Source organism: Mesoterricola silvestris, from assembly GCF_030295405.1.
Taxonomy (GTDB): domain Bacteria; phylum Acidobacteriota; class Holophagae; order Holophagales; family Holophagaceae; genus Mesoterricola; species Mesoterricola silvestris.
The window spans coordinates 318,065-339,287 of sequence record NZ_AP027080.1 but is presented as its reverse complement, the minus strand read 5'-3'; the positions used below and the strand labels follow the sequence as shown (position 1 = coordinate 339,287).

General features: G+C 65.9%; 32 protein-coding genes and 1 riboswitch. Of the genes, 6 read left to right on the top strand and 26 right to left on the bottom strand.

Features of this window, described 5'->3' with window-relative positions; all coding sequences use genetic code 11:
* Positions 1 to 9: 9 nt before the first annotated feature.
* The 25 genes from rplO to R2J76_RS01400 all read right to left on the bottom strand — a co-directional run bounded on the left by rplO (position 10) and on the right by R2J76_RS01400 (position 12,941).
* Positions 10 to 477, bottom strand: coding sequence for a 50S ribosomal protein L15 (rplO, locus tag R2J76_RS01520; RefSeq protein ID WP_316414010.1), 468 nt, complete (start codon positions 475 to 477; stop codon positions 10 to 12).
* A gap of 3 nt (positions 478 to 480) precedes the next feature.
* Positions 481 to 678, bottom strand: coding sequence for an uL30 family ribosomal protein (locus R2J76_RS01515; RefSeq protein ID WP_316414009.1), 198 nt, complete (start codon positions 676 to 678; stop codon positions 481 to 483).
* Complete coding sequence (rpsE, locus tag R2J76_RS01510; RefSeq protein ID WP_394366815.1) at positions 679 to 1,146, bottom strand: 30S ribosomal protein S5; 468 nt, start codon at positions 1,144 to 1,146, stop codon at positions 679 to 681. It abuts the gene before it with no gap.
* Between the two features lie 73 nt (positions 1,147 to 1,219).
* Entirely contained in the window at positions 1,220 to 1,582 is a 363-nt protein-coding gene (gene rplR / locus R2J76_RS01505; protein WP_316414007.1) for a 50S ribosomal protein L18, read from the bottom strand.
* 9 nt (positions 1,583 to 1,591) lie between these two features.
* Entirely contained in the window at positions 1,592 to 2,128 is a 537-nt protein-coding gene (gene rplF / locus R2J76_RS01500; protein ID WP_316414006.1) for a 50S ribosomal protein L6, read from the bottom strand.
* Between the two features lie 34 nt (positions 2,129 to 2,162).
* Positions 2,163 to 2,558, bottom strand: a complete 396-nt coding sequence (gene rpsH / locus R2J76_RS01495; RefSeq protein WP_316414005.1) for a 30S ribosomal protein S8 — start codon at positions 2,556 to 2,558, stop codon at positions 2,163 to 2,165.
* Between the two features lie 12 nt (positions 2,559 to 2,570).
* Positions 2,571 to 2,756 carry a type Z 30S ribosomal protein S14 gene (locus R2J76_RS01490; protein ID WP_316414004.1) on the bottom strand — a complete coding sequence of 62 codons (186 nt, stop codon included), beginning with the start codon at positions 2,754 to 2,756 and terminating at the stop codon, positions 2,571 to 2,573.
* A gap of 9 nt (positions 2,757 to 2,765) precedes the next feature.
* Positions 2,766 to 3,320 (bottom strand): 50S ribosomal protein L5, encoded by a 555-nt coding sequence (gene rplE / locus R2J76_RS01485; protein ID WP_316414003.1) that lies wholly within the window; start codon positions 3,318 to 3,320, stop codon positions 2,766 to 2,768.
* Positions 3,321 to 3,499: 179 nt separating this feature from the next.
* Positions 3,500 to 3,775 carry a 50S ribosomal protein L24 gene (rplX, locus tag R2J76_RS01480; RefSeq protein WP_316414002.1) on the bottom strand — a complete coding sequence of 92 codons (276 nt, stop codon included), beginning with the start codon at positions 3,773 to 3,775 and terminating at the stop codon, positions 3,500 to 3,502.
* Positions 3,775 to 4,143, bottom strand: coding sequence for a 50S ribosomal protein L14 (rplN, locus tag R2J76_RS01475; RefSeq protein ID WP_306597983.1), 369 nt, complete (start codon positions 4,141 to 4,143; stop codon positions 3,775 to 3,777). The genes rplX and rplN overlap by 1 nt, the downstream gene beginning before the upstream one ends.
* A gap of 9 nt (positions 4,144 to 4,152) precedes the next feature.
* Positions 4,153 to 4,410 carry a 30S ribosomal protein S17 gene (gene rpsQ, locus R2J76_RS01470; RefSeq protein WP_306597984.1) on the bottom strand — a complete coding sequence of 86 codons (258 nt, stop codon included), beginning with the start codon at positions 4,408 to 4,410 and terminating at the stop codon, positions 4,153 to 4,155.
* Between the two features lie 7 nt (positions 4,411 to 4,417).
* Positions 4,418 to 4,621 carry a 50S ribosomal protein L29 gene (gene rpmC / locus R2J76_RS01465; protein ID WP_306597986.1) on the bottom strand — a complete coding sequence of 68 codons (204 nt, stop codon included), beginning with the start codon at positions 4,619 to 4,621 and terminating at the stop codon, positions 4,418 to 4,420.
* 10 nt (positions 4,622 to 4,631) lie between these two features.
* Positions 4,632 to 5,051: a 50S ribosomal protein L16 gene (gene rplP, locus R2J76_RS01460; RefSeq protein WP_306597987.1), complete on the bottom strand. Its 420-nt coding sequence runs from the start codon at positions 5,049 to 5,051 to the stop codon at positions 4,632 to 4,634.
* Positions 5,052 to 5,061: 10 nt separating this feature from the next.
* Positions 5,062 to 5,709, bottom strand: coding sequence for a 30S ribosomal protein S3 (gene rpsC / locus R2J76_RS01455; protein ID WP_316414000.1), 648 nt, complete (start codon positions 5,707 to 5,709; stop codon positions 5,062 to 5,064).
* A gap of 3 nt (positions 5,710 to 5,712) precedes the next feature.
* Positions 5,713 to 6,060 carry a 50S ribosomal protein L22 gene (gene rplV, locus R2J76_RS01450; RefSeq protein ID WP_316413999.1) on the bottom strand — a complete coding sequence of 116 codons (348 nt, stop codon included), beginning with the start codon at positions 6,058 to 6,060 and terminating at the stop codon, positions 5,713 to 5,715.
* A 1-nt stretch (position 6,061) separates the two neighbouring features.
* The gene (gene rpsS / locus R2J76_RS01445) at positions 6,062 to 6,346 is read right to left on the bottom strand and encodes a 30S ribosomal protein S19 (protein ID WP_316413998.1); all 285 of its coding nucleotides are present in this window, start codon (positions 6,344 to 6,346) and stop codon (positions 6,062 to 6,064) included.
* A gap of 11 nt (positions 6,347 to 6,357) precedes the next feature.
* Positions 6,358 to 7,179: a 50S ribosomal protein L2 gene (rplB, locus tag R2J76_RS01440; RefSeq protein ID WP_316413997.1), complete on the bottom strand. Its 822-nt coding sequence runs from the start codon at positions 7,177 to 7,179 to the stop codon at positions 6,358 to 6,360.
* Positions 7,180 to 7,253: 74 nt separating this feature from the next.
* Positions 7,254 to 7,529, bottom strand: a complete 276-nt coding sequence (locus R2J76_RS01435; RefSeq protein WP_316413996.1) for a 50S ribosomal protein L23 — start codon at positions 7,527 to 7,529, stop codon at positions 7,254 to 7,256.
* Positions 7,526 to 8,155, bottom strand: coding sequence for a 50S ribosomal protein L4 (gene rplD / locus R2J76_RS01430; protein ID WP_316413995.1), 630 nt, complete (start codon positions 8,153 to 8,155; stop codon positions 7,526 to 7,528). Before rplD ends, R2J76_RS01435 begins: the two co-directional genes overlap by 4 nt.
* A 1-nt stretch (position 8,156) precedes the next feature.
* On the bottom strand, positions 8,157 to 8,783 hold the full coding sequence (gene rplC, locus R2J76_RS01425; protein ID WP_316413994.1) for a 50S ribosomal protein L3: 627 nt from the start codon (positions 8,781 to 8,783) through the stop codon (positions 8,157 to 8,159).
* A 15-nt stretch (positions 8,784 to 8,798) separates the two neighbouring features.
* Positions 8,799 to 9,125 carry a 30S ribosomal protein S10 gene (gene rpsJ / locus R2J76_RS01420; RefSeq protein ID WP_306597995.1) on the bottom strand — a complete coding sequence of 109 codons (327 nt, stop codon included), beginning with the start codon at positions 9,123 to 9,125 and terminating at the stop codon, positions 8,799 to 8,801.
* A gap of 270 nt (positions 9,126 to 9,395) precedes the next feature.
* The gene (gene fusA, locus R2J76_RS01415; RefSeq protein WP_316413993.1) at positions 9,396 to 11,504 is read right to left on the bottom strand and encodes an elongation factor G; all 2,109 of its coding nucleotides are present in this window, start codon (positions 11,502 to 11,504) and stop codon (positions 9,396 to 9,398) included.
* Between the two features lie 112 nt (positions 11,505 to 11,616).
* Complete coding sequence (gene rpsG, locus R2J76_RS01410; RefSeq protein WP_316413992.1) at positions 11,617 to 12,087, bottom strand: 30S ribosomal protein S7; 471 nt, start codon at positions 12,085 to 12,087, stop codon at positions 11,617 to 11,619.
* Positions 12,088 to 12,094: 7 nt separating this feature from the next.
* On the bottom strand, positions 12,095 to 12,493 hold the full coding sequence (rpsL, locus tag R2J76_RS01405) for a 30S ribosomal protein S12 (RefSeq protein WP_306597998.1): 399 nt from the start codon (positions 12,491 to 12,493) through the stop codon (positions 12,095 to 12,097).
* 163 nt (positions 12,494 to 12,656) lie between these two features.
* The gene (locus tag R2J76_RS01400; RefSeq protein ID WP_316413991.1) at positions 12,657 to 12,941 is read right to left on the bottom strand and encodes an FmdB family zinc ribbon protein; all 285 of its coding nucleotides are present in this window, start codon (positions 12,939 to 12,941) and stop codon (positions 12,657 to 12,659) included.
* A 56-nt stretch (positions 12,942 to 12,997) separates the two neighbouring features.
* Here R2J76_RS01400 and rfaE2 point away from each other — a divergent pair, with 56 nt between their 5' ends.
* A complete protein-coding gene (rfaE2, locus tag R2J76_RS01395; protein ID WP_316413990.1) occupies positions 12,998 to 13,486 on the top strand; it encodes a D-glycero-beta-D-manno-heptose 1-phosphate adenylyltransferase in 489 nt (162 codons plus the stop codon).
* Positions 13,487 to 13,493: 7 nt separating this feature from the next.
* On the opposite strand, the gene R2J76_RS01390 is transcribed toward rfaE2, so the two are convergent.
* Positions 13,494 to 14,585: a tetratricopeptide repeat protein gene (locus R2J76_RS01390; RefSeq protein ID WP_316413989.1), complete on the bottom strand. Its 1,092-nt coding sequence runs from the start codon at positions 14,583 to 14,585 to the stop codon at positions 13,494 to 13,496.
* 107 nt (positions 14,586 to 14,692) lie between these two features.
* Between R2J76_RS01390 and R2J76_RS01385 the strand changes: the two genes are divergently transcribed.
* The 5 genes from R2J76_RS01385 to R2J76_RS01365 all read left to right on the top strand — a co-directional run bounded on the left by R2J76_RS01385 (position 14,693) and on the right by R2J76_RS01365 (position 21,077).
* Entirely contained in the window at positions 14,693 to 15,610 is a 918-nt protein-coding gene (locus tag R2J76_RS01385) for a formyltransferase family protein (RefSeq protein ID WP_316413988.1), read from the top strand.
* Positions 15,607 to 15,894 (top strand): hypothetical protein, encoded by a 288-nt coding sequence (locus tag R2J76_RS01380; RefSeq protein WP_316413987.1) that lies wholly within the window; start codon positions 15,607 to 15,609, stop codon positions 15,892 to 15,894. Before R2J76_RS01385 ends, R2J76_RS01380 begins: the two co-directional genes overlap by 4 nt.
* Before the next feature lie 38 nt (positions 15,895 to 15,932).
* Entirely contained in the window at positions 15,933 to 16,967 is a 1,035-nt protein-coding gene (locus tag R2J76_RS01375) for an SPFH domain-containing protein (protein ID WP_316413986.1), read from the top strand.
* Between the two features lie 51 nt (positions 16,968 to 17,018).
* Positions 17,019 to 17,102, top strand: a riboswitch (S-adenosyl-L-homocysteine riboswitch).
* Between the two features lie 57 nt (positions 17,103 to 17,159).
* Positions 17,160 to 18,065, top strand: coding sequence for a PfkB family carbohydrate kinase (locus R2J76_RS01370; RefSeq protein ID WP_316413985.1), 906 nt, complete (start codon positions 17,160 to 17,162; stop codon positions 18,063 to 18,065).
* A 126-nt stretch (positions 18,066 to 18,191) separates the two neighbouring features.
* Positions 18,192 to 21,077 carry a polysaccharide biosynthesis/export family protein gene (locus R2J76_RS01365; protein WP_316413984.1) on the top strand — a complete coding sequence of 962 codons (2,886 nt, stop codon included), beginning with the start codon at positions 18,192 to 18,194 and terminating at the stop codon, positions 21,075 to 21,077.
* Positions 21,078 to 21,223 lie beyond the last annotated feature (146 nt).

Sequence of the window (21,223 nt, the reverse complement as noted above, 5' to 3'; positions counted from 1 at the left end):
CGGAGAGGATTACTTGGCCGCCTGCTTGGAGCAGGGGGGCTCCTGGATGGTGCCGCCCACGGCCAGAATGGCCTCCCGCGCGCCCTTGGTGACCCGGTCGGCCACCACGGTGATCTTGTGGGTGAGCTCGCCGCGCTTGAGGACGACGATCCCGCCCATCTTGGGGGCGAGCAGGTTCTTGTCCTTCATGGCTTCCAGGCACACCGTCTCGCCCTCGGCGAAGTGGGCGCTGATGAAGTCCAGGCCCAGCTCCTGGAGCTGGATGGCATGGATATTGGTGAAACCGCGCTTGGGAAGGCGGCGGTGCAGGGGCATCTGGCCGCCCTCGAAGCCGCGCTGGGAGCTGTAGCCCCGGCGGGACTTCTGGCCCTTTTCGCCGGCTCCGGCGGTCTTGCCGTTGCCGGAGCCCTTGCCCCGGCCGATGCGCTTGCGGTTCTTCGTGGCGCCCTCTGCGGGCCTCAGTTCATTGAGCTTCATGACTTACCCCTTCACCGTGACGTCGATGAGGTACGGAATGAGCTTGACCATGCCATGCACATTCGGCGTGTATTCGCACTCGCGCGTATCACCGATCGTCTTGAGACCGAGGGTCTGGATGAAGGCGCGGTGCTTGGGCACGGTGCAGATGGTGGAACGCTTCAGGGTCAGGACGACCTGCTTGCCGAGGAGCTGGGACATTTAGGCCTCCGCCTGATCCAGGCCACGGTTGGTCATGACCGTGTAGGGATCCATGAGGTTCTTGAAGCCCTCGAACGTGGCGCGGACCACGTTGTGGGGGTTGGAGGAACCGAGGCTCTTGGTGAGCACGTTGTTGATGCCGGCGGCTTCCATGATGGCGCGCACCGCGGCGCCGGCGATGACGCCGGTGCCCTCGGGGGCGGGCTTCATGAGAACCGAACCGGAGCCGAAGCGGCCGGTGATGGGATGGGGCAGGCTCCGGTTGGGCGACACGGGAACGGTGATCATGTTCCGCTTGGCGCTCTCGATGCCCTTCTTGATGGCGGAAGGCACTTCCAGCGCCTTGCCGAGGCCGTAGCCCACCTTGCCATTGCCGTCGCCCACGACCACCAGCGCGCTGAAGGAGAAGTTCTTGCCCCCCTTCACGACCTTGGTGACGCGGCCCACGTAGATGACCTGGTCCTTCATTTCGCCTTGCTGGTCGCCGCTCTGGGACTGGGGCTTGGTGTCTGGTGCATTGTATGCCATGTTCCTCACCCTCCTAGAACTGGAGCCCGGCAGCCCGGGCGCTATCGGCCAGCGCCTTGACGCGGCCGTGATAGACATAACCGTTTCGGTCGAACACCACGGACGTGATGCCCTTTTCCTTCAGGCGAGCAGCGATGCTCTCCCCGACGGCCTTGGCGGCTGCGATGTTGGAGCCGGAGGCCAGGGTTTCCCGCAGGCCCTTCTCGAGGGAGCTGCTGGCGGCGATGGTGACACCCTGGGTGTCGTCCACGGCCTGCACGTAGATCCTCTTGAGGCTCTTGTAGATGGTGAGACGCGGACGCTCGGGGGTGCCGGAAATGCGGCCCCGGATGCGGGTCTTGGTCTTCTGACGGCGGATCGAGATGTCGTTAGCCATGGTTGCTCCCTACTTCCCGGTCTTGCCGGCCTTGCGGCGGATGACTTCACCCGTGTACTGGACGCCCTTGCCCTTGTAGGGTTCCGGCTTCCGGTACTTGCGGATGTCCGCGGCGACCTGGCCGACCAGCTGGCGGTCGATCCCGGTCACGACGAGGTGAGTGTTCTTCTCCACGGCGATCGCGATGCCCTGGGGAGCGACATAGTTGATCGGGTGGCTGTAGCCCAGGTCGAGGCGGAGGGTTTCACCTTCCATGGCAGCCTTGTAGCCGACGCCGACGATGTCCAGTTCCTTCTTCCAGCCCGTGGTCACGCCGACGACGGCGTTGTTGATCAGGGCGCGGGTGAGGCCGTGGAAGGCCCGGTTCTGGGCCTCGTCGTTGACACGGGTAAGGTTGATGGAATCGGCCGCGACTTCGAGGCTGATCCCCTGGGGGATCGGGCAGGAGAGCTTGCCCTTGGCGCCTTCGACGACGGCCTCAGCCCCGTGGATGGTCACTTTGACGCCTGACGGCAGTGCCACTGGCTTTTTTCCGATGCGAGACATGATGGTTTCCTTGGAAAAGGTTGGAGAGCGGTTTCTACCAGACGTGGGCCAGGACTTCACCGCCCAGGTTCTGCTTGCGGGCGTCCTTGCCCGTGAGCAGGCCCTTGGGGGTCGTGAGGATGGAGATGCCCAGGCCGCCCTGGACCTCGGTGATCTCCTTGACGCCCGCGTAGACGCGGAGGCCGGGGCTGGAGATGCGCTTGAGGCCGTGGATGACGGATTCCCCGTTCTTCACGTACTTGACCTGGATGATGAGGTAGTCGCGGCCCTCGTGCTCGACGGCCTTGTAGCCGTGGATGTAGCCTTCCTGCTTCAGGATGGCGGAGAGGCGCTCCTTCATCTTGCTGGCGGGCACGACCACGGCGTCGTGGCCGGCCATGATGCCATTGCGGAGGCGGGTGAGGTAATCGGCGATCGGATCAGTGTTCATGGATGCCTCTCCTTACCAGCTGGACTTCTGGACGCCCGGGAGCTCGCCGGCGAGGGCGTGCTTGCGGAAGCAAAGGCGGCAGAGTTCGAACTTGCGCATGTAGCCCCGGGGACGGCCGCACACCTTGCAGCGGTTCCGGTGCTGAGTGGAAAACTTGGGCTTGACGCTATCCTTGAAGATCTTGTTGGTGCTTGCCATGGGGGCTCCCTATTTCCGGAAAGGCATGCCCAGGTGGGCAAGCAGGGCACGGGCCTCGGGGTCCGTGGGCGCTGAAGTCACGAAGGTGATGTTCATCCCCTTCATCTTTTCAACCTTGGAGTAGTCGATCTCCTGGAAGATCAGCTGGTCCTTGAGGCCCAGCGTGTAGTTGCCGCGGCCGTCGAAGGACTTGGTGGGCACGCCGCGGAAGTCGCGGACGCGGGGGAGCGACAGGCTCACCAGGCGGTCCAGGAATTCCCACATGCGGTTGCCACGGAGGGTCACCATGCAGGCGATGGGCATGCCCTCGCGCAGCTTGAACTGGGCGACGCTCTTCTTGGCCTTGCGCACGACGGCCTTCTGGCCGGCGATGGCGGTGAGCTCCTCCACGGCGACGTCCAGGACCTTGATGTTCTGGATGGCGTCGCCGACGCCCATGTTGATGACGATCTTGTTGAGACGGGGCACCTGCATGGCAGAGGTGTACCCGAATTCCGTTCGGAGCTTCCCGGCCACTTCGGCGTGGTAGCGGGACTTGATGCGGGGTTCCGCATTGTTGGGCATTCGTTCCTCCATTTCCGGGGGACGACTACATCCCCAGGGTTCGGGAGGGCGGAAGGGCTTGGCACCGGCGGTCCGGCCCGTTTCCTTCCAACCTCGGTTGTCAATTGTTTCCGCCGACGGAGATCCATCGGCGGAAGGGCCATTCTCTCACGGATGTGAAGGAATGGAATGGAAAATTCTTACTGGGCCCGCTTGCGGGTGGGCTTCTGGGTGGTGGGGTCGATGAGCATCACGTTGGAGGCGTGGATGGGGGCCTCCTTGGAGATGATGCCGCCGCCTTCACCGGTCTGCTGGTTGGGCTTGGTGGCCTTCTTGATCATGTTCAGGCCGGACACCACCACCTTGTTGGTGGCGGGCTGGACCTTGGCGATCTGGCCGCGCTTGCCCTTTTCCTTGCCCGCGATGACGACCACTTCGTCGCCCTTCTTGAGCTTCATCTTGGTCGGCTTATCCATTAGAGCACCTCAGGGGCGAGGGAAACGATCTTCATGTACTTCCGCTCGCGCAGTTCGCGGGCCACGGGTCCGAAGACGCGGGTGCCCACCGGCTCGCCATCCTTCTTGATGATGACGGCGGCGTTCTCGTCGAAGCGGATGTAGGAGCCGTCCTTGCGGCGGAAGGCCTTCCGCTGGCGGACGATGACGGCCTGGACGACGGCCTTCTTCTTGACCGTGCCGCCCGGGATGGCTTCCTTGACGGAAGCGGTGATCACATCGCCCAGCTGGGCGATCCTGCCCACACCGCCGCCCAGGGGCAGGATGCAGCAGATCTTCTTGGCGCCGGAATTGTCGGCGACGGTTAGCATGGATCCCATCTGAATCATATCGGCTCCTTACTCGCCAGCTTTCTGGGTGATCTCCAGGACCATCCAGCGCTTGCGCTTGGAAAGGGGACGGGACTCCACGATCTTGACCACGTCGCCGATCTGGCAGGCGTTGGTCTCGTCATGGGCCATGAATTTCGCGGTCTGCTTCACGGTCCGGGAGTACAGGGGGTGCTGGAACTTGCGCTCCACCTTCACCACCACCGTCTTGTCGGCCTTGTTGGAGACCACCACGCCACTGCGAATCATCTTATGTTCTAGGCTCATGGTTTCCTCACACAGCCAGTTTGGACTTGAGGGCGGTCTTGACGCGGGCCAGTTCGCGGCGCGTCTTGCGGATCTCGGCGGTGTTCTCCACCTGTCCCACGGCATGCTGGAAGCGCAGGGTGAAGCGCTTGGCGGCCAGATCGGCCTCCAGCTGCGCCAGCTCCTCGATGCTCTTGCCGGCCAGTTCGCTGAATGGATTCTTCTTGTTCATCTCGTGCCTCTCACTCTTCCGGGGGGGTTCGGGAGATGAACTCGGTGGCCACGGAGAGCTTCATCTGCGCGAGGCGCAGGGCCTCCTTCGCAGTGGCTTCGTCCACACCTTCCATCTCGAACAGGATGCGGCCGGGACGGATCACGGCCACCCAGCCATCGGGCGCGCCCTTGCCGGAACCCATGCGGGTCTCGGCCGGCTTGCTGGTGGTGGGCCGGTCGGGGAAGATCCGGATCCAGATGCGCCCGCCGCGCTTGATGTGGCGGGTCATGGCGATACGGGCGGCCTCGATCTGCCGGTTGGTGAGCCAGCAGTGCTCCAGGGCCTTGAGCCCGTAATCGCCGAAGGAAATCTCGTTGCCGCGGGTCGAAACGCCGCAGGTGCGGCCCTTCTGGACTTTGCGGTGCTTTACCTTATTGGGCATCAACATGGCTGTTACCTCAGCGCTTCACGGTTTCGACGGCGGCTTCGGCGAGGTTCACCCACACCTTGACGCCGATGATGCCGTAGGTGGTGTTGGCCTCGGCAAAGCCGTAGTCAACGTTGGCCCGGATCGTCTGGAGGGGCATCTGGCCGGAGAGATAGTCCTCGGTGCGGGCGATCTCGGCGCCGTTCAGTCGACCGGAAACCTTGATCTTGAAACCCTTGGCACCGAAACGGATGGCGGCTTCCTCCGCCTTGCGCATGGCGCGGCGGAAGGCGATGCGGCGCTCGAGCTGCTGGGCGACGCCCTCGGCCACCAGCTGGGCGTCGATCTCGGGCTTCTTGATCTCCTGGATGTCGACGCTCACGGGACGCTTGAGCTTGGCCTGGAGCTCCTCGCGGAGCTTGTCGATCTCGGCGCCCTTGCGGCCGATGACGATGCCGGGGCGGGCGGTGAAGATGCGGACGGTCACCTTGTCGGCGGCGCGCTCGATGTCGATCTTGGACACCATGGCGTTCAGGCCGTGGAGCTGCTTCTTCAGTTCGCGGCGGAGCTTGAGGTCCTCGTGGAGGAGGGTCGCGTACTCACGCTTGGAGAACCACTTGGAGTGCCAGTTCTTGTTGTGGACGATACGGAAGCCGTACGGATGAACTTTCTGACCCATGGTCTATTCCTCCCGACCGAGTTGGAGCGTGATGTGGCAGGTGCGCTTCTGCACGCGGTAGGCCCGGCCCATGGGGGCGGGGCGGACGCGCTTCATGCGGAAGCCCTCGTCCACGAACGCGCTCTTGACGAAGAGTTCGTCGGGATTGACGGCGGCATCCTTGTCGATGGCGTTGGCCACCGCGGAGTCCAGGATCTTCTTGATGTGGTCGGCGGCGTACTTCTTGGTGGAGGCCAGGATCCACTGGGCCTCGCCCACCTTCTTGCCCCGGATCAGATCGATCACGAGCCGGGCCTTCTGGGCCGATCCCCGCAGGTGCCGGAGCGTGGCGCTGCTAACGATGGTCGTCATCTTACTTCCCCTTGGCCTTGGCGTCGGACTTGCCGGCGTGGCCCCTGAAGGTGCGGGTCAGGGAGAACTCCCCCAGCTTGTGGCCCACCATGTTGTCAGTGACGTAGACAGGGATGAACTTGTTGCCGTTGTGCACGGCGATGGTGAGGCCGATCATCGTGGGGACCACGGTGGAGCGGCGCGACCAGGTCTTGATGACCCGCTTGTCGCCCTGCTGCTGGGCGGTGTCCACCTTCTTCTGGAGGTGGGCATCGATGAACGGACCTTTTTTAAGCGAACGAGCCATGAATACCCCTCCTAGTTGATCCGCTTGATGATGAATTTGGTGGTGCGCTTGTTGGAGCGCGTCTTGAAGCCGCGAGTCGGCTGACCCCAGGGCGTCACGGGGTGACGGCCGCCGGAGGTGCGGCCTTCGCCGCCGCCGTGGGGGTGATCCACCGGGTTCATGACCACGCCGCGGACCGTGGGGCGAACGCCCAGCCAGATCCTGCGGCCGGCCTTGCCCAGGGCGACATTCTCATGCTGCAGGTTGCCGACCTTGCCGATGGTGGCGAAGCACTCCACGTGGATCTTGCGGATCTCGCCGGAGGGCATGCGCAGCTGGGCGTAGTCGACGTCCTTGGCCACCACCTGGGCGAAGGTGCCGGCGGCGCGGGCGATCTGCCCGCCCTTGCCGGGCTTCAGCTCGATGTTGTGGACTTCGGTGCCGAGGGGGATGTTCTTGATGGGCAGGGAGTTGCCCACCAGGATGTCCGCGTTCTTGCCGGAGAGGACGGTGCGCCCCACTTCCAGGCCGTCGGGGGCCAGGATGTAGCGCTTCTCGCCGTCGGCGTAGATCAGCAGCGCGATGCGGGCGGAGCGGTTGGGGTCGTACTCGATGGTGGCGACCCGGGCCGGAACGTCAGCCTTGTTGCGCTTGAAGTCGATGACGCGGTAGCGGCGCTTGTGGCCGCCGCCGATGTGGCGCGTGGTGACGCGGCCGGTGTTGGAACGGCCGCCGGAACGCTTGCGGGTGCCCAGGAGGGTGCGCTCGGGGCGATCGGTGGTGATCTCCTCGAATCCCTGCTTGGACATGCCCCGCTGACCGGGGGTCGTGGGCTTGAGCAGCTTGATGCTCATGGTTATCCTCATGCCTCAAAAGGGCCGGGCGATAGTGGCATTTCTTGTCCGCCCGGCGAATGGAAGAACGGTCGTTACTGCGCGGCCTCGGTGGCCTCGACCAGTTCAATGTAGGCCTTCTTCTTGCTGCCGGTCGTGCCCATCCAGCGGCCCAGGCGCTTGCTCTTGCTGGGCATCTTGACGGTGCGGATGGACTTGACCTTGGCCTGGAGAAGGAGTTCGGCGGCTTCCTTGATCTGGTGCTTGGAGGCCCAGACGGCGACCTCGAAGACCTGGATGTTGGCCTCGCGCAGGAGCTGGCCCTTCTCGGTGAGAAGGGGCTTGCGGATCACTTCGAAAATCTTGGTCATGGCTTCACCACTTCCTGGAGGGCCAGGATGGCTTCCTTGGAGAAGACAACCTGGTCGAACTTCAGAAGGTCATAGACGTTGACGCCCAGGCTCTCGATGGTGTGGAGCTTGGGGTTGTTGCCCGCGGCAAGGGTCGCCTTGTCGGAGGTGCCCACCAGGAGGGCCGAACCCGCGACGCCCAGCTTGGCGAGGGTCGCGATGAGGGCCTTGGTCTTGTGGGAATCCACGGTCCAGTTCTCCACGACCACGACCTGGCCGGAAGCGAACTTCGCGGAGAGGGCGTTGCGCAGGGCGGAACGGCGGGCCCGCTTGGGGAACGCGTAATCGAAGCTGCGGGGGTTGGGGCCGTGGGCCGTGCCGCCGCCCTTCCAGATGATGGAGCGGATGGAACCGACGCGCGCGCGGCCGGTGCCCTTCTGCTTCCACAGCTTGCGACCCGAACCGGAGACCTCGGACTTGTCCTTGGTCTTGGCGGTGCCGGCCCGGCGCCTGGCCAGGTGGTGCCGCACGGATTCCCAGATCAGGTGATTGTTGATCTCTTCAAGCTTGAACACCTCGGCCATGAGCTCGACGGTGTCCACCTGCTTGTTATCCAGGTTAAGAACGGGATGAGAGAAGACCGCCATCTTACGCCTCCTGCTTGATCACGACGTAGCCGCCCTTGGGGCCGGGAACGGCGCCTTTGATGAGCAGCAGGTTGTTCTCGGCGTCCACGCGGGCCACTTCCAGATTCCGGACGGTGACCTGCTCGGCGCCCATGTGGCCGCCCATGCGCATACCGGGCCACACACGGGAGGGGTAGGACGAACCGCCGATGGAGCCGGGGGCGCGGTGGAACATGGAGCCGTGGGTCGCGCGTCCACCCTTGAAGTGGTGGCGCTTCATGACGCCGGCGAAGCCCTTGCCCTTGCTGATGCCGGTGACGTGCACCTTGGCGCCGCCCTCGAACTGGGAGGCCACGATGGAGTCGCCTTCCTTGAGGGTGTCGGTGGCGTCCACCTTCAGCTCGCGGAGCACCCGGACGGGAGCCACGCCGTGCTTCTCGCAGTGGCCCTTCTCGGGCTTGGAGGCGCGCTTGCCGCCCTGGGGGTCCACAAAACCCACCTGGACAGCCTCGTAGCCGTCGCGGGCCACGGTCTTGCGCATGACGACCACGCACGGGCCGGCCTGGATTACGGTAACGGGGACGACCTGTCCCTTTTCATTGAAGATCTGGGTCATGCCCAGCTTCTTGCCGATGATTCCCTTGGTCATTATCGTCGCCTCCCTTTACCTGTTGCCCTGCCGGCTGAACACCTTGATCTCGACATCCACACCCGCCGGGAGGTCCAGGCGCATGAGGGTGTCCACGGTGTTCTGCGTGGGGTTCAGGATGTCGAGGAGCCGCTTGTGGGTGCGGATCTCGAACTGGTCGCGGCTCTTCTTGTCGACGTGGGGAGAGCGGTTGACGGTGTACTTCGACGTGCGCGTGGGAAGGGGGATGGGCCCCGCAACCTGCGCCCCGGTGCGCTTGGCAGTCTCCACGATTTCGCGGGTGGACTGGTCCAGCAGACGGTGGTCGAAGGCTCGCAGACGGATGCGAATATTGTCTTTCATCTTCACTCCAGTGGGACGGTTGTACCGTCCATAGACGTGGGGCGCTGACCGCCCATGGGTTTTGTTGTCCCGATAACAGGGACAGGGCTAGTCAGAATAGCAAAAGCCATCGATTTCGCAATGGCTTTTTTTGATTTTCAAGGCAATCGGGAGGGTTTCCCCTCCGTCAAGCTTCGTATGAAGAGGTCTCGATCCCTGGGGATCTCGGGCGACCTCACCCCCGGGTGGGGGCTGTGACTTCGTCCCGGCGCCTCGACGCCCGGAATTCTTCTACTTGGTGCCGCGGACCTTGGCGATCACTTCTTCCGCCACGTTCCGGGGAGCCTCGTCGTAATGGCTGAACTGCATGGTGTAGTTGCCGCGGCCCTGGGTCATGCCGCGCAGGCTGGTGGAGTAGGCGAACATCTCGGCCAGGGGGACCTGGCTGGTGACGACCTTGACGCCGGCCCGGTCTTCCATGTTCTCGATGCGGCCGCGGCGGCTGTTCAGGTTGCCGATCACGTCGCCCATGTAGTCCTCGGGGACCACCACCTCGACGCTCATGATGGGCTCGAGCAGCACGGGGTTGGCCTTTTCGCAGCCGTTCTTGAAGCCCATGGAGCCGGCGATCTTGAACGCCATTTCGTTGGAGTCCACCTCGTGGAAGCTTCCGTCGTAGAGGGTGATCTTCACGTCCACCACGGGGTAGCCGGCCAGGACGCCGGACATCATGGCCTCCTGGATGCCCTGGTCCACGGGCTTGATGTATTCCTTGGGGATCACGCCGCCCTTGATGTCGTTGATGAACTCGTAGCCCTTGCCCTGCTCGTTGGGCTCCACGACCACCTTCACGTGGCCGTACTGGCCGCGGCCACCGGACTGACGCACGAACTTGCCTTCGGCCTCCACCCGCTTCCGGATGGTCTCGCGGTAGGCCACCATGGGCTTGCCCACGTTGGCTTCCACCTTGAACTCGCGCATCATGCGGTCGACGATGATCTCCAGGTGCAGCTCGCCCATGCCGGCGATGATGGTCTGGCCGGTCTCGGGGTCGGTCTTCACCTTGAAGGTGGGATCCTCCTGGGCCAGGCGGCTCAGGGCGATGCCCATCTTCTCCTGGTCGGCCTTGGTCTTGGGCTCGATGGACACCTGGATGACGGGATCGGGGAAGTCCATGGACTCCAGGATCACGGGGTGGTTCTCGTCGCAGATGGTCTGGCCGGTGAGGACGTCCTTGAAGCCCACGGCGGCGCCGATGTCGCCCGTGCGGACCTCCTCGATGTCCTCGCGCTTGTTGGCGTGCATCTGCAGGAGGCGCCCGATGCGCTCGCGGCGGCCCTTGTTCGCGTTGTAGACGCCCGAACCCGCGGCCATGACGCCGGAGTAGACGCGGATGAAGGCGAGGCTGCCCACGAAGGGGTCGGCCATGATCTTGAAGATCAGGGCGCTGAAGGGCTCGGTGTCCTTGGCCTGGCGCTCGACCTCGTTGCCCTCCAGGTCGTGGCCCTGGATGGCGGGCACGTCCAGGGGGCTGGGCATGTAGCTGACGACGCTGTCCAGCAGGGGCTGGACGCCCTTGTTCTTGAAGGCGGAGCCGCAGCACATGGGCGTGAAGGCCAGGCCCAGGCAGCCCTTGCGGATGCCGGTGCGGATCTCGTCCTCGGTGAGGCTCTCGCCGCTGAGGTACTTGTCCATCAGGACGTCGTCGGTCTCGGCGACCATCTCGATCATCTTCTCGCGCCACTCGTTGGCGGTCTCCACCAGATCCTCGGGGATCTCGCCGTAGACCACCTCGAAGCCCTTGTCGCCTTCGCTGAAGGTGAGGGCCTTCATGAGGACGAGGTCCACGACGCCCTTGAAGTTCTCCTCGGCCCCGATGGGGATCTGGATGGGCATGGGCCGGGCCTTGATGCGGGTGCGCATCATCTCGCAGACGCGGAAGAAGTCCGCGCCGGGGCGGTCCATCTTGTTCACGAAGCCCAGGCGGGGCACGCCGTACTTGTCGGCCTGGCGCCACACGGTCTCGGACTGGGGCTCGACGCCGCCCACGGCGCAGAACACTGCCACGGAGCCGTCCAGCACGCGCAGGCTGCGCTCCACCTCGGCGGTGAAGTCCACGTGGCCGGGGGTGTCGATGATGTTGATGCGGTGCTCGATGTCCTTGAGGAACCCGGTCTGGGCCGTCCACGCCGCGGTGATGGCGGCGGACGTGATGGTGATGCCGCGCTCCTGTTCCTGGACCATCCAGTCGGTGGTGGCCGCGCCCTCATGCACCTCGCCGATCTTGTGGATCTTGCCGGTGTAGTAGAGGATACGCTCCGTCGTCGTGGTCTTGCCGGCATCGATGTGAGCCATGATGCCGATGTTGCGGTAGCGCTCGAGGGGAGTCGTGCGGGCCACGGGGGCCTCCTTCAGAGTTCAGGAATCAAATATCAGATTAGGGTTGCATTTGCACCGGGCAAAAACGGGGGCCGATCCGTCATGATCGGCCCCGTTTTTGAAGGTCCTGGTCCTACCAGCGGAAGTGGGCGAAGGCCTTGTTGGCTTCGGCCATCTTGTGGACGTCGTCCTTCTTCTTCACGGAGGAACCGCGGAAGTTCATGGCGTCCAGGATCTCGCCGGCGAGCTTGTCGCGCATGGTGCGCTCGCCGCGGCCGGCGGAATAGGTCTTGAGCCAGCGCATGGCCAGGGACTGGCGGCGGCTCTGGGGAACCTCCACGGGCACCTGGTAGGTGGCGCCGCCGACGCGGCGGGACTTCACCTCGACGGAGGGCTTGATGTTGTTCAGGGCCTTCTGGAAGGCCTCCAGGGCCTCCTCGCCGGACTTCTTGGCGACGATCTCCAGCGCCCCGTAGAGGATGCGCTCGGCGGTGGACTTCTTGCCGCGCTCCATCAGGACGTTGATGAACTTGGAGACGGTGAGGCTGTTGTAGACGGGATCCGGCAGGATTTCGCGCTTGGCGGGGCTGGAACGGCGGCTCATGTCTACCTCACTTCTTCTTGGCGGCGACGGCACCCGCCTTGGGGCGCTTGGCGCCGTACTTGGAACGGGACTGGTTGCGGCCGGCGACGCCGGTGGCATCCAGGGTGCCTCGGACCACGTGATAGCGCACGCCCGGGAGATCCTTCACGCGGCCGCCGCGGATGAGCACGATGCTGTGCTCCTGCAGGTTGTGGCCCACGCCGGGGATGTAGGTGGTGCACTCGATGCCGTTGGTGAGACGGACGCGGGCCACCTTGCGGAGGGCCGAGTTCGGCTTCTTGGGCGTCGTGGTGAAGACCCGGGTGCACACGCCGCGCTTCTGGGGGCAGGCGTCCAGCGCCGGGCTCTTGGTCTTGTTCTCGAAGGTGCTCCGCCCCTGGCGGATCAGCTGATTGATGGTTGGCACACCATCCTCCTATGTTTTGGGCAGGCGGCAAGGTGTTCGCCGCTCGCCGGCGCCGGAGAGGTCATGCGGGATGACGTCGGGCGAAAATTCCACGGGCCCGAGGGACCCGGGAATCTGAAATGTTACCGAAATCCAGGGGAATGTCCAGCACCATTCCCGATTTTCAGTTGTCCTTGGCCGGGGAATGGCAGGCGCACCCGCCGGCGCAGCCCCCCTTGGGGGCGGAGGAGGGCGCCGGGGCGGCCTCCTTCTTTTCCGGGGCGGGGCCCGAATAGCCCTGGGCGTGCCAGCCCCCTCCGGCCAGGTTGAAGGCCGTGCGGGAGATCTGGCGCTTCATCCCCGCCGCCGTCCCGCAGTGTTCGCAGGCGTGCTCGGTGGGAGCGGAAAAGCCCTCCAGTTTTTCTTCCTTTTCGCCGCAGGTTTCGCAGCGGTATTCATACAGCGGCATGGCATCCTCTTGAAACCGGCCGGCGGCCGGAACTACCAGCTTACTCCAGGATTCCCATGACTTCACCCGCCCGCTACTTCCCCGACGCCCAGGCCTTCCTCCGGGCCCACCCCACCCGGAATGGCAAGCTCTGTTTTACCAACGGTTGCTTTGACCTGATCCACCCGGGCCACGTGCAGTACCTGGAGGACGCCCGGGCCCTGGGGGACTTCCTGGTGGTGGGCCTGAACTCCGACGCCTCCGTGGCCCGGCTCAAGGGCCCCAGCCGGCCCCTGCAGGACGAGGCGGCCCGGGCCCGGGTGCTGCTGGGCCTGCGCAGCGTGGACGCCGTGGTGCGCTTCGAGGAGGACACCCCCCTGGAACTCATCACCGCCCTGCAGCCCGACATCCTCACCAAGGGGGGGGACTACACGCCCGAGACCGTGGTGGGGCGGGAGGTGGTGGAGGCGCGGGGGGGCAGGCTCGTGCTCATCCCGTTCCTGCCGGGGCACAGCTCCAGCACCATCGTGGAGCGGATCAAATCGGGGCGGGGGGTCCTGGCCTAGCCGGGCGTCAGCGCTCCACCTTTCCGCCCTTCATCCCCTGGATCCCCTCGATCTTGCTGTTGTACCGCTCCTGCTCCGCCGGGTCCGCGTACTTCCGGGCGTCCTCGAGGCTCCGGATGGCCCCGTCCAGGTCCCCGGTCGCCAGCCGCACCCGGGCCGCCAGCAGCAGGAAGTCCGGGTCCTTGGGCAGGATCTTCAGGGCCGAGCGGATCCGGGTCTGGGCTTCGCCCAGGTCGCCCTCCACCAGGGCCTCCTCGGCCAGGTAGGCGTGGAAGTAGGGATCCTTCTTCCGCACCGTTTCCCCCAGGACCCGGTAGCGCTGGGCCTCCTCCGCCCGGCCCGTGTTGCGCAGGAGGGCCTCCATGTTCCCGATGGGCGCGCCGTCGCGGTGGTCCAGCTCCATGGCGCGGCGGTAGGCCTCCTCGGCCTTGGGCAGGTCCGCGCCGGAGGCCAGCACGACGCCCAGGATGTTCCAGCCGACGCTCGATTTGGGATCCGCGTCCAGGGAAAGCTGCGCCTGCTCCCGGGCGCCTTCCATGTCCCCCTCCGTGAGGCGTTCCACGGCCCGGTTGCTGTAGAACAGGGCCCGGAACCGGGATTCCGGCAGGACGACGACCTTGTAGGTGCCGTAGCGCTTCCGCAGCTCCGGCACGAAATCCGCGATGAGGTCGTTGCGGGGCGGCGCGGGCGTCAGGGCCACCACGTGCCGCTCGAAGCGGACGATTCCCCCCGCCTTGCGCCAGTGGTTGGTGTTCAGGGCCTCCGCGTACTCCTCGTGGATCCCGATGGCCCGGCACGCCGACACGAAGAAGGCCGTCATGGACAGGCAGTTGGCCTTGCCTTCGGTCCACACCTCGCCCACCGTGCGGGTGCGGGTGTTGTCGTAGACCAGGCCCAGCCCGCCCTCGCTGCGCTTCTGGAAGAGCGCCTGGAGGAGGTCCTGGAGCTTGGTCTGGGTGGTGGGCGCCGAGCCCGTGGCCTTGAGGATGTAGGCCTTGGCGTCGGGGGGGAGGAAGAAGGGGTCCTCCGGGGCGGGCGCCGCCCACACCTGGGCGGCGACGCCCAGGAGGCCGGCCACGATCAAAGGACGCAGGTCCATCAATTCCGTACCCTCCGCCATCGACTCTACAGGAACGGAGCCTCCTGGTGCAGAATACGGCAGGAAGGGTCCGGAGGTTAGGATGGACCTTCCCCGGAGGCACCCCCATGACCACAGCCATCGTCTGCGCCTATTCCTCCGTCGGCCACGAGGCCCTGGCCGGGCTCCTGGAGGCGGGCATCAACGTGCAGGCCCTCTACACGTACCCCCAGCGCCCCGACGAGGCCTGGTTCACCCCCCCCGCCGCCCTGGCCCAGAAGCACGGCATCGCGGTGCACATGGAAAAGGATTTCAACAGCGACCGGGTCTACCGGTCCATCGCCGCCATGGCCCCGGATTTCCTCTTCAGCTTCTATTTTCGGGAAATGATCCACCAGCGCTACCTGGACCTGCCCAAGAAGGGGGCCTACAACCTCCACGGCTCCCTCCTTCCGGCCTACCGGGGCCGGGCCCCCATCAACTGGGTCCTGGTGAAGGGGGAGACCGCCACGGGCATCACCCTCCACACCATGACCGCCAAGCCCGACGACGGCGACATCATCGGCCAGACCCCCCTGCCCATCGCCTGGGACGAGACCGCCCTGAGCCTCACCCTCCGCTCCGCCGCGGCCGCCAGGACCCTGGTCAAGGCCCTGGTCCCGGGGCTCGTGGACGGCACCGCCAAGCGCATCCCCCAGAAGAGCCTCGGCCCCTCCACCTATTTCGGCGGCCGATCCCCCGAGGACGGCCGCCTCGACCTCACCCACCCCCTCCACGAGGCCTTCAACCTCGTGCGGGCCGTGGCCGACCCCTGGCCCAACGCCTTCCTGGAAACGGACCGGGGCATGGTGAAGGTGGCCTGGGCCCTGCCTTCGGCCTCCACCTGCCCCCAGGGCCATTTCCGGGAGGGACGGGAGGGGATCCTCCTGGGCTTCCGGGACGGCGCGCTGCGCATCCACACCCTGCGCAAGGAGGGGATCCGCAGCGAGCGCCCCTCGGTGCACGCCGTATGGCTCAGGGAACTGGGCATCCCCGAAGCGAAGTGAAGGCCCTCCTCGCCGCCCTCCTCCTGCTGGGCGGGGCCGCCCAGGCCCGGCCCGTGGCCACGGCCCGGGAGGCCCGGGCCATCGCCGAGCACGCCACCTCCGGCATCGCCGTCAGCGCGCGGCGGGTGCACCTGAACGGCGCCACGGGCGGATGGGAGGTGGACCTGCGCATGCCCGGGGAGAGCCGGGGGTGGCGGTGCGTGGTGGATTCCGATTCGCGCACGGTGTTCACCCGGACGCGGATTCCCAACCCGGGACCGCCCAAAAGCCGGAAGAAGTCGTAAACTTCTTCCCATCGGCATGCGCCGTGAGGAGGCCTTATATGGCTTTTATGGACTGGGGCAAGGCTCAATTCATTGAAATCATTGAGTGGCTCGACGATTCCAACGACGTGCTGGCCTGGCGCTTCCCGGTGCGCAACCAGGAGATCAAGAACAACGCCCAGCTGGTGGTGCGCGAAAGCCAGGAGGCCACCTTCGTCCACGAGGGGCAGTTCGCCGACACCTTCACCCCCGGCACCCACACCCTTTCCACCCGCAACATGCCCATCCTGGCCGACCTCAAGGGCTGGAAGTACGGCTTCGAGAGCCCCTTCAAGTCCGAGGTCTATTTCACCAACACCCGGCTCTACAACGACCTGGGGTGGGGCACCTCCAACCCCATCATGATGCGGGACGCCGACTTCGGCATGCTGCGCATCCGGGCCTTCGGCATCTATTCCATCCGTGTGAAGGATTCCAAGAAGTTCCTCAAGGAGCTGGTGGGCACCAACGGCGTCTACACCAAGGACGACATCACCGAGCAGCTCCGCAAGAGCCTGATCAGCAAGTTCACCGACGCCCTGGGGGAGGCCAAGGTCCCCGCCCTGGACCTGGCCGCCCACTACGACGACCTCTCGGACCTGCTGCGCCAGAAGATGGATCCCGAATTCCAGACCATGGGCCTGGAGTGCTCCAAGCTCTTCATCGAGAACATCAGCCTCCCCGAGGAGGTGGAGGCCATGATGGACAAGCGCACCTCGGTGGGCATGATGGCCCCCGTCATGGGCGCCTACACCCAGATGCAGGTGGCCGATTCGGTGCCCCTGGCCGCCCAGAACCCCGGGGGACTGGCCGGGATGGGCATGGGCCTGGGCATGGGCGTGGGCATGGGCAACATGATGGGCCAGCAGATGGGCGGCGCCATGGGCCAGATGGCCCAGGCCCCCTACCCCGCGGGCCAGGCGGCCCCCGCCCCCGCCAAGACCGTCAAGGAGGAGCTCACCGAGCTCAAGGATCTCTTCGACAGCCAGCTCATCACCCAGGCCGAGTTCGATAAGCAGCGCAGCGCCATTCTTTCCAAACACGGGATGGCCTGATCCCCCCCGAATCCCGTTGCCCGGCAAGGGATCCACAAGGTAGGATCTAATGTCACCGAGGAGCGTTGCGAGCCGTCCCCCCCAGGACGGCCTAGGCTCGGCGGCCTCCGCTCTGTCCAACGACGCTCACCTGGGCCCCGAAAGGGCGCCGGGTGAGTGTCCATCGCCATCCCCAAACGTCCGGAGCACCCCATGAGCCTCCTCGCCGTCGGCAGCGTCGCCTTCGATGACCTCGAAACCCCTTCGGGCCGCCGGGACAACATCCTGGGCGGGTCCGCCAGCCATTTCTCCCTGAGCGCGAGCCGGTTCCACCCGGTGCAGGTGGTGGCCATCGTGGGCGAGGATTTCGGCCCGGCGGAGTACCGGGTCTTCGAGGGCCGCCCCATCGACCTCGGGGGCCTGGTGCGCACCCCCGGCATGAGCTTCCACTGGAAGGGCCAGTACGGCACCGACCTCAACGAGGCCCGGACCCTCGAGACCCACCTGAACGTCTTCGCGGGCTTCAAGCCGGACCTGCCCGCGGCCTTCCGCACCGCCCCCTACCTCTTCCTGGGCAACATCGACCCCACCCTCCAGCTGGACGTGGTCCGGCAGATGGCCACCCGCCCCGCCTGGATCGCCCTGGACACCATGAATTTCTGGATCGACGGGGCGCGGCCCGCCCTCCTCGAGGTGCTCAAGGAGATCGATATCCTCCTGGTGAACGAGGCCGAGGCCCGCTCCCTCACCGGGGAGCGCAACCTCCTGAAGGTCTACGGGAAGATCCGGGACCTGGGCCCCCGCATCCTCGTGGTCAAGCGCGGGGAGTACGGGATGCTGCTCTTCACGCCCGAAGGATTTTTCGCGGCCCCCGCCTTCCCCCTGGAAGAGGTGAAGGACCCCACCGGCGCCGGGGACACCTTCGCCGGCGGATTCCTGGGCTACCTCGCCGCGGCCGGGACCCTGGACCTGGCCACCATGAAGCGCGCCGCCCTGGCCGGGACGGTCATGGCCAGCTTCGCCGTGCAGGATTTCGGCACGGAGCGGGTGCAGGCCCTGCAGGACGGGGACTACGCCAACCGCGTCGAGGCCTTCAAGGAAATGATCCGCATCGGCTGAAACCCGACCTTCCTGGATTTCCAGGCGGCCTCCGGCGGCCGGGAGGTTGACGGGGATGGCGTCCGCGCGTACCCATTAGAATGCGTATAACAGTGATGCTACGATTGTAAAATTAAAGGTGGATTCATGATTCGTCCCCGCTTCACAGGCATCTTCTTCACGGCCCTCGCCCTGGTGGCGCAGGAACCGGGCGCCACCGATTTCCAAAGCCTCCGGCAAGCCGCCTCCGCGGCCCAGGCGGGCGGGGCGTTGGCGGCGGATGCCACCCCCCGCGCCGCCAGCGCCCCGCGGAGCCCGCAGACGCCGGAGGCCGCGCGCCAGGCCCAGACCGAGCAGGACCGCATCCAGGCCGAGATCAAGGCCGCCAAGGCCCGGGAGAAGGGCCCCAAGCGCTTCGCCGAGGATCTCTTCGCCACCCGCCAGGCCTCGTCCACGGGCACCGAGGGCGGCATCGCGGACGACTACGTCCTGGGCATCGGCGACCAGGTCCAGCTCAGCGCCTTCGGCAGCGCCAACTTCGAGGTCCCTGGCACCGTGGACGGCCGCGGAGAACTGGTGATCCCCAAGGTCGGTTCCATCAAGGTGGCGGGCATGAGCCTTGCCAAGGCCCGCGCCTCCGTCCAGGCCAAGGTGGGCCAGCAGTTCAGCCGGACCACGGTGGATCTGGCCGTCGTCAAGCTGCGGGAAGTGCGGGTCTTCGTCCTGGGCGAGGTGTACCGCCCCGGGGGCTACCTGGTGCCCAGCCTCAGCAGCCTCGTGAATGTCCTGAGCCTCGCGGGGGGCCCCACCGCCTCCGGCAGCTACCGCCAGATCCGGGTCATGCGCGGCGGGAAGGCCGTGCACCAGGTGGACCTCTACCCCCTTCGCGCCGAAGGCCTCGGCAACATGAATTTCGGCCTGCAGAGCGGCGACACCATCTTCGTGCCCCTGGCCTTCAACCAGGTGACCCTGGAGGGCGCCTTCACCCGCGTGGTGGCCGCCACTGGCGACCTGCAGCCCCGGAAGGTGAAGACCCGCCTGGACAAGGAGATCGCCAACCTCAAGGAACAGATCGCGGCCGAGGAGTTCCGCCTGGGCCCCAAGGGCTCCGTCAACCGCATGCACGCCGAGGCCCTGCTGGGCGAGCGCGAGGGCCTGGACGAGTTCGATCCCGCCAAGGAACAGGACCAGGAGAAGATCAAGGCCTCCATGGTCCGGGACCGGGAGCTGGAACAGGAGCAGGAGGCCCTGAAGGCCTCGGCCGCCTCCGCCTCCCTCCCCATGGGCCCGGTGGCCGCCACGGCCACGGGCTTCCAGGAGCCCACCCTCGCCGAGCGGGCCCTCATCGAGGAGCGCCTCGTGCAGCTCCGCAAGCGCCTGGAGCGCATCAGCGTCCAGGCCCGCGGCGATCAGCGCACCCCCAAGGTGACCGAGCAGGAGGCCCTGGCCGATAACGTCTCCATGGAAAACAACGGCCTCCCCGGCTGGCTCGTGCGCTGGAATTCGGACGGCAAGGCCCCTTCCATGCAGTTCGAGATGCTGCCCGGCGAAACCGTCGAACAGGCCCTGCGTTTCGCCGGGGGCCTCGCCCTCCAGGCCTTCGACGACAGCCTCGTGCTCCGCCGGGTGGGCAAGGGCGGCGTCCTGGACGCCACCGATGTCCCCCTGGCCGGTGCCGGCCGCACGGAACTGCGGCGGGGCGACGTGCTTTCGGCCCTCACCAGCCGCGAGCTCCGGGAGAAGCTCGTCACCGTCTCCGGTTGGGCCCGGGTGCCCGGGTCCTTCTCCCGGACCGAGGGCCTCCGGGTGGGCGAACTCCTCCGCCGGGAATCCCAGGTGCTTCCCGACACCTACCTGCACCGGGGCGAGATCGTCCGCACCCTGGCCGACGAGCGCACCACGTACCTCGCCTTCGATTTGGCCAAGGCCCTCGCGGGGGATCCCGAGCACAACGTCCTCCTCCAGGACCGGGACCAGATCGAGCTGTACCGCATCTCCGACCTGCGCCTGCCCCAGACCGTCCAGGTCCTGGGCCCCGTCAGCCGTCCCGGCACCTTCCCCTTCCATGAAGGCATGCGCGCCTCCGATCTCCTGTTCCAGACCGGCGTCCTGTTGAACCAGGCCGACCGCCTCGTGGCCGAACTGGCCCACACCCGCGAAGGCAAGCCCAGCGAAGTCAGGAAACTGGACCTCACGAAGCTGCTTTCCTCCGAGACCTCCAGCCCCGTCCAGCTCGCCGACGAGGCCATCAACCCCCTCCTCAGGCCCCAGGACCAGATCAACGTCTACGCCAAGCCCGACTACCGCCCCCACCGGAGCGTCACCCTCCGGGGCCAGGTGGTCCGCCCCGGCGTGTACGTCCTGGATTCCAACCGGACCAGCCTCCGGGAGATCCTGAACCGTGCCGGCGGCCTCACTTCCGAGGCCATGCCCCAGGGTTCCATCTTCCTGCGCCCCCTCACCACCACCACCAACGTGGATTCCTTCAGCCTGGAAGCCCAGCGCTCCAACACCAAGGCCCCCGCCCTGGGCAGCGTCAACAACATCCTGGACCGCCTCAACGAGACCAAGCGCCAGCCCACCACCGGCAACCTCCTGAAGACCCCCATCCTCCATGGCCTGGGCACCGGCAGCCTGGACCGCCTGGTGGTGAACGTCCCCGCCATCCTCGCGGGCGACACCCGCCTGGACGTGGACCTCCAGGACGGGGACGAGATCATCGTCCCCCGCCGCACCGAAACCGCCTACGTGATCGGCGAGACCGCCAGCCCCTTCATGGCCTACCACGTCGCCTCGGGCTTCAAGGTCCGCGACATGCTGAAGGTCGCCGGCGGCCTCACCCGCAACGCGGATGATTCCAACATCCGCCTGCTGAAGGCCGATGGCCGGATCCTCGATCGCAGTGTCCTCGGGGAGTACGTGGAACCCGGCGATGCCGTCCTGGTGCCCCAGCGGGTGCGTCGAGATACCACGTGGCAGGAGAACATCCAGGCCATCACGCCGCTGGCTCTGATCCTGAACGCCATCAAGTAGCACAGAATTCCGTACGACCTCACCCGGTTCCTGTTTCAAAACATTTCAAGACCCAAGCAATAATAATTTGTGAAACATGATTTTTTCAGTAATAGATTTTGCATTGAAGATCCGGCCGACCAGACCGGTTGTGGACCTGTATTCAC

Bases quoted from the DNA above. Each gene is read 5' to 3' on its own strand.
- rplO (WP_316414010.1), bottom strand. From the start codon at position 477: ATGAAGCTCAATGAACTGAGGCCCGCAGAGGGCGCCACGAAGAACCGC.
- R2J76_RS01515 (WP_316414009.1), bottom strand. From the start codon at position 678: ATGTCCCAGCTCCTCGGCAAGCAGGTCGTCCTGACCCTGAAGCGTTCC.
- rpsE (WP_394366815.1), bottom strand. From the start codon at position 1,146: ATGAAGGACCAGGTCATCTACGTGGGCCGCGTCACCAAGGTCGTGAAG.
- rplR (WP_316414007.1), bottom strand. From the start codon at position 1,582: ATGGCTAACGACATCTCGATCCGCCGTCAGAAGACCAAGACCCGCATC.
- rplF (WP_316414006.1), bottom strand. From the start codon at position 2,128: ATGTCTCGCATCGGAAAAAAGCCAGTGGCACTGCCGTCAGGCGTCAAA.
- rpsH (WP_316414005.1), bottom strand. From the start codon at position 2,558: ATGAACACTGATCCGATCGCCGATTACCTCACCCGCCTCCGCAATGGC.
- R2J76_RS01490 (WP_316414004.1), bottom strand. From the start codon at position 2,756: ATGGCAAGCACCAACAAGATCTTCAAGGATAGCGTCAAGCCCAAGTTT.
- rplE (WP_316414003.1), bottom strand. From the start codon at position 3,320: ATGCCCAACAATGCGGAACCCCGCATCAAGTCCCGCTACCACGCCGAA.
- rplX (WP_316414002.1), bottom strand. From the start codon at position 3,775: ATGGATAAGCCGACCAAGATGAAGCTCAAGAAGGGCGACGAAGTGGTC.
- rplN (WP_306597983.1), bottom strand. From the start codon at position 4,143: ATGATTCAGATGGGATCCATGCTAACCGTCGCCGACAATTCCGGCGCC.
- rpsQ (WP_306597984.1), bottom strand. From the start codon at position 4,410: ATGAGCCTAGAACATAAGATGATTCGCAGTGGCGTGGTGGTCTCCAAC.
- rpmC (WP_306597986.1), bottom strand. From the start codon at position 4,621: ATGAACAAGAAGAATCCATTCAGCGAACTGGCCGGCAAGAGCATCGAG.
- rplP (WP_306597987.1), bottom strand. From the start codon at position 5,051: ATGTTGATGCCCAATAAGGTAAAGCACCGCAAAGTCCAGAAGGGCCGC.
- rpsC (WP_316414000.1), bottom strand. From the start codon at position 5,709: ATGGGTCAGAAAGTTCATCCGTACGGCTTCCGTATCGTCCACAACAAG.
- rplV (WP_316413999.1), bottom strand. From the start codon at position 6,060: ATGACGACCATCGTTAGCAGCGCCACGCTCCGGCACCTGCGGGGATCG.
- rpsS (WP_316413998.1), bottom strand. From the start codon at position 6,346: ATGGCTCGTTCGCTTAAAAAAGGTCCGTTCATCGATGCCCACCTCCAG.
- rplB (WP_316413997.1), bottom strand. From the start codon at position 7,179: ATGAGCATCAAGCTGCTCAAGCCCACGACCCCCGGTCAGCGGGGCATG.
- R2J76_RS01435 (WP_316413996.1), bottom strand. From the start codon at position 7,529: ATGACCAAGATTTTCGAAGTGATCCGCAAGCCCCTTCTCACCGAGAAG.
- rplD (WP_316413995.1), bottom strand. From the start codon at position 8,155: ATGGCGGTCTTCTCTCATCCCGTTCTTAACCTGGATAACAAGCAGGTG.
- rplC (WP_316413994.1), bottom strand. From the start codon at position 8,783: ATGACCAAGGGAATCATCGGCAAGAAGCTGGGCATGACCCAGATCTTC.
- rpsJ (WP_306597995.1), bottom strand. From the start codon at position 9,125: ATGAAAGACAATATTCGCATCCGTCTGCGAGCCTTCGACCACCGTCTG.
- rpsG (WP_316413992.1), bottom strand. From the start codon at position 12,087: ATGAGCCGCCGTTCCAGCCCCGCCAAGCGCGAAATCCTGCCGGATCCC.
- R2J76_RS01400 (WP_316413991.1), bottom strand. From the start codon at position 12,941: ATGCCGCTGTATGAATACCGCTGCGAAACCTGCGGCGAAAAGGAAGAA.
- rfaE2 (WP_316413990.1), top strand. From the start codon at position 12,998: ATGACTTCACCCGCCCGCTACTTCCCCGACGCCCAGGCCTTCCTCCGG.
- R2J76_RS01390 (WP_316413989.1), bottom strand. From the start codon at position 14,585: ATGGACCTGCGTCCTTTGATCGTGGCCGGCCTCCTGGGCGTCGCCGCC.
- R2J76_RS01385 (WP_316413988.1), top strand. From the start codon at position 14,693: ATGACCACAGCCATCGTCTGCGCCTATTCCTCCGTCGGCCACGAGGCC.
- R2J76_RS01375 (WP_316413986.1), top strand. From the start codon at position 15,933: ATGGCTTTTATGGACTGGGGCAAGGCTCAATTCATTGAAATCATTGAG.
- R2J76_RS01370 (WP_316413985.1), top strand. From the start codon at position 17,160: ATGAGCCTCCTCGCCGTCGGCAGCGTCGCCTTCGATGACCTCGAAACC.
- R2J76_RS01365 (WP_316413984.1), top strand. From the start codon at position 18,192: ATGATTCGTCCCCGCTTCACAGGCATCTTCTTCACGGCCCTCGCCCTG.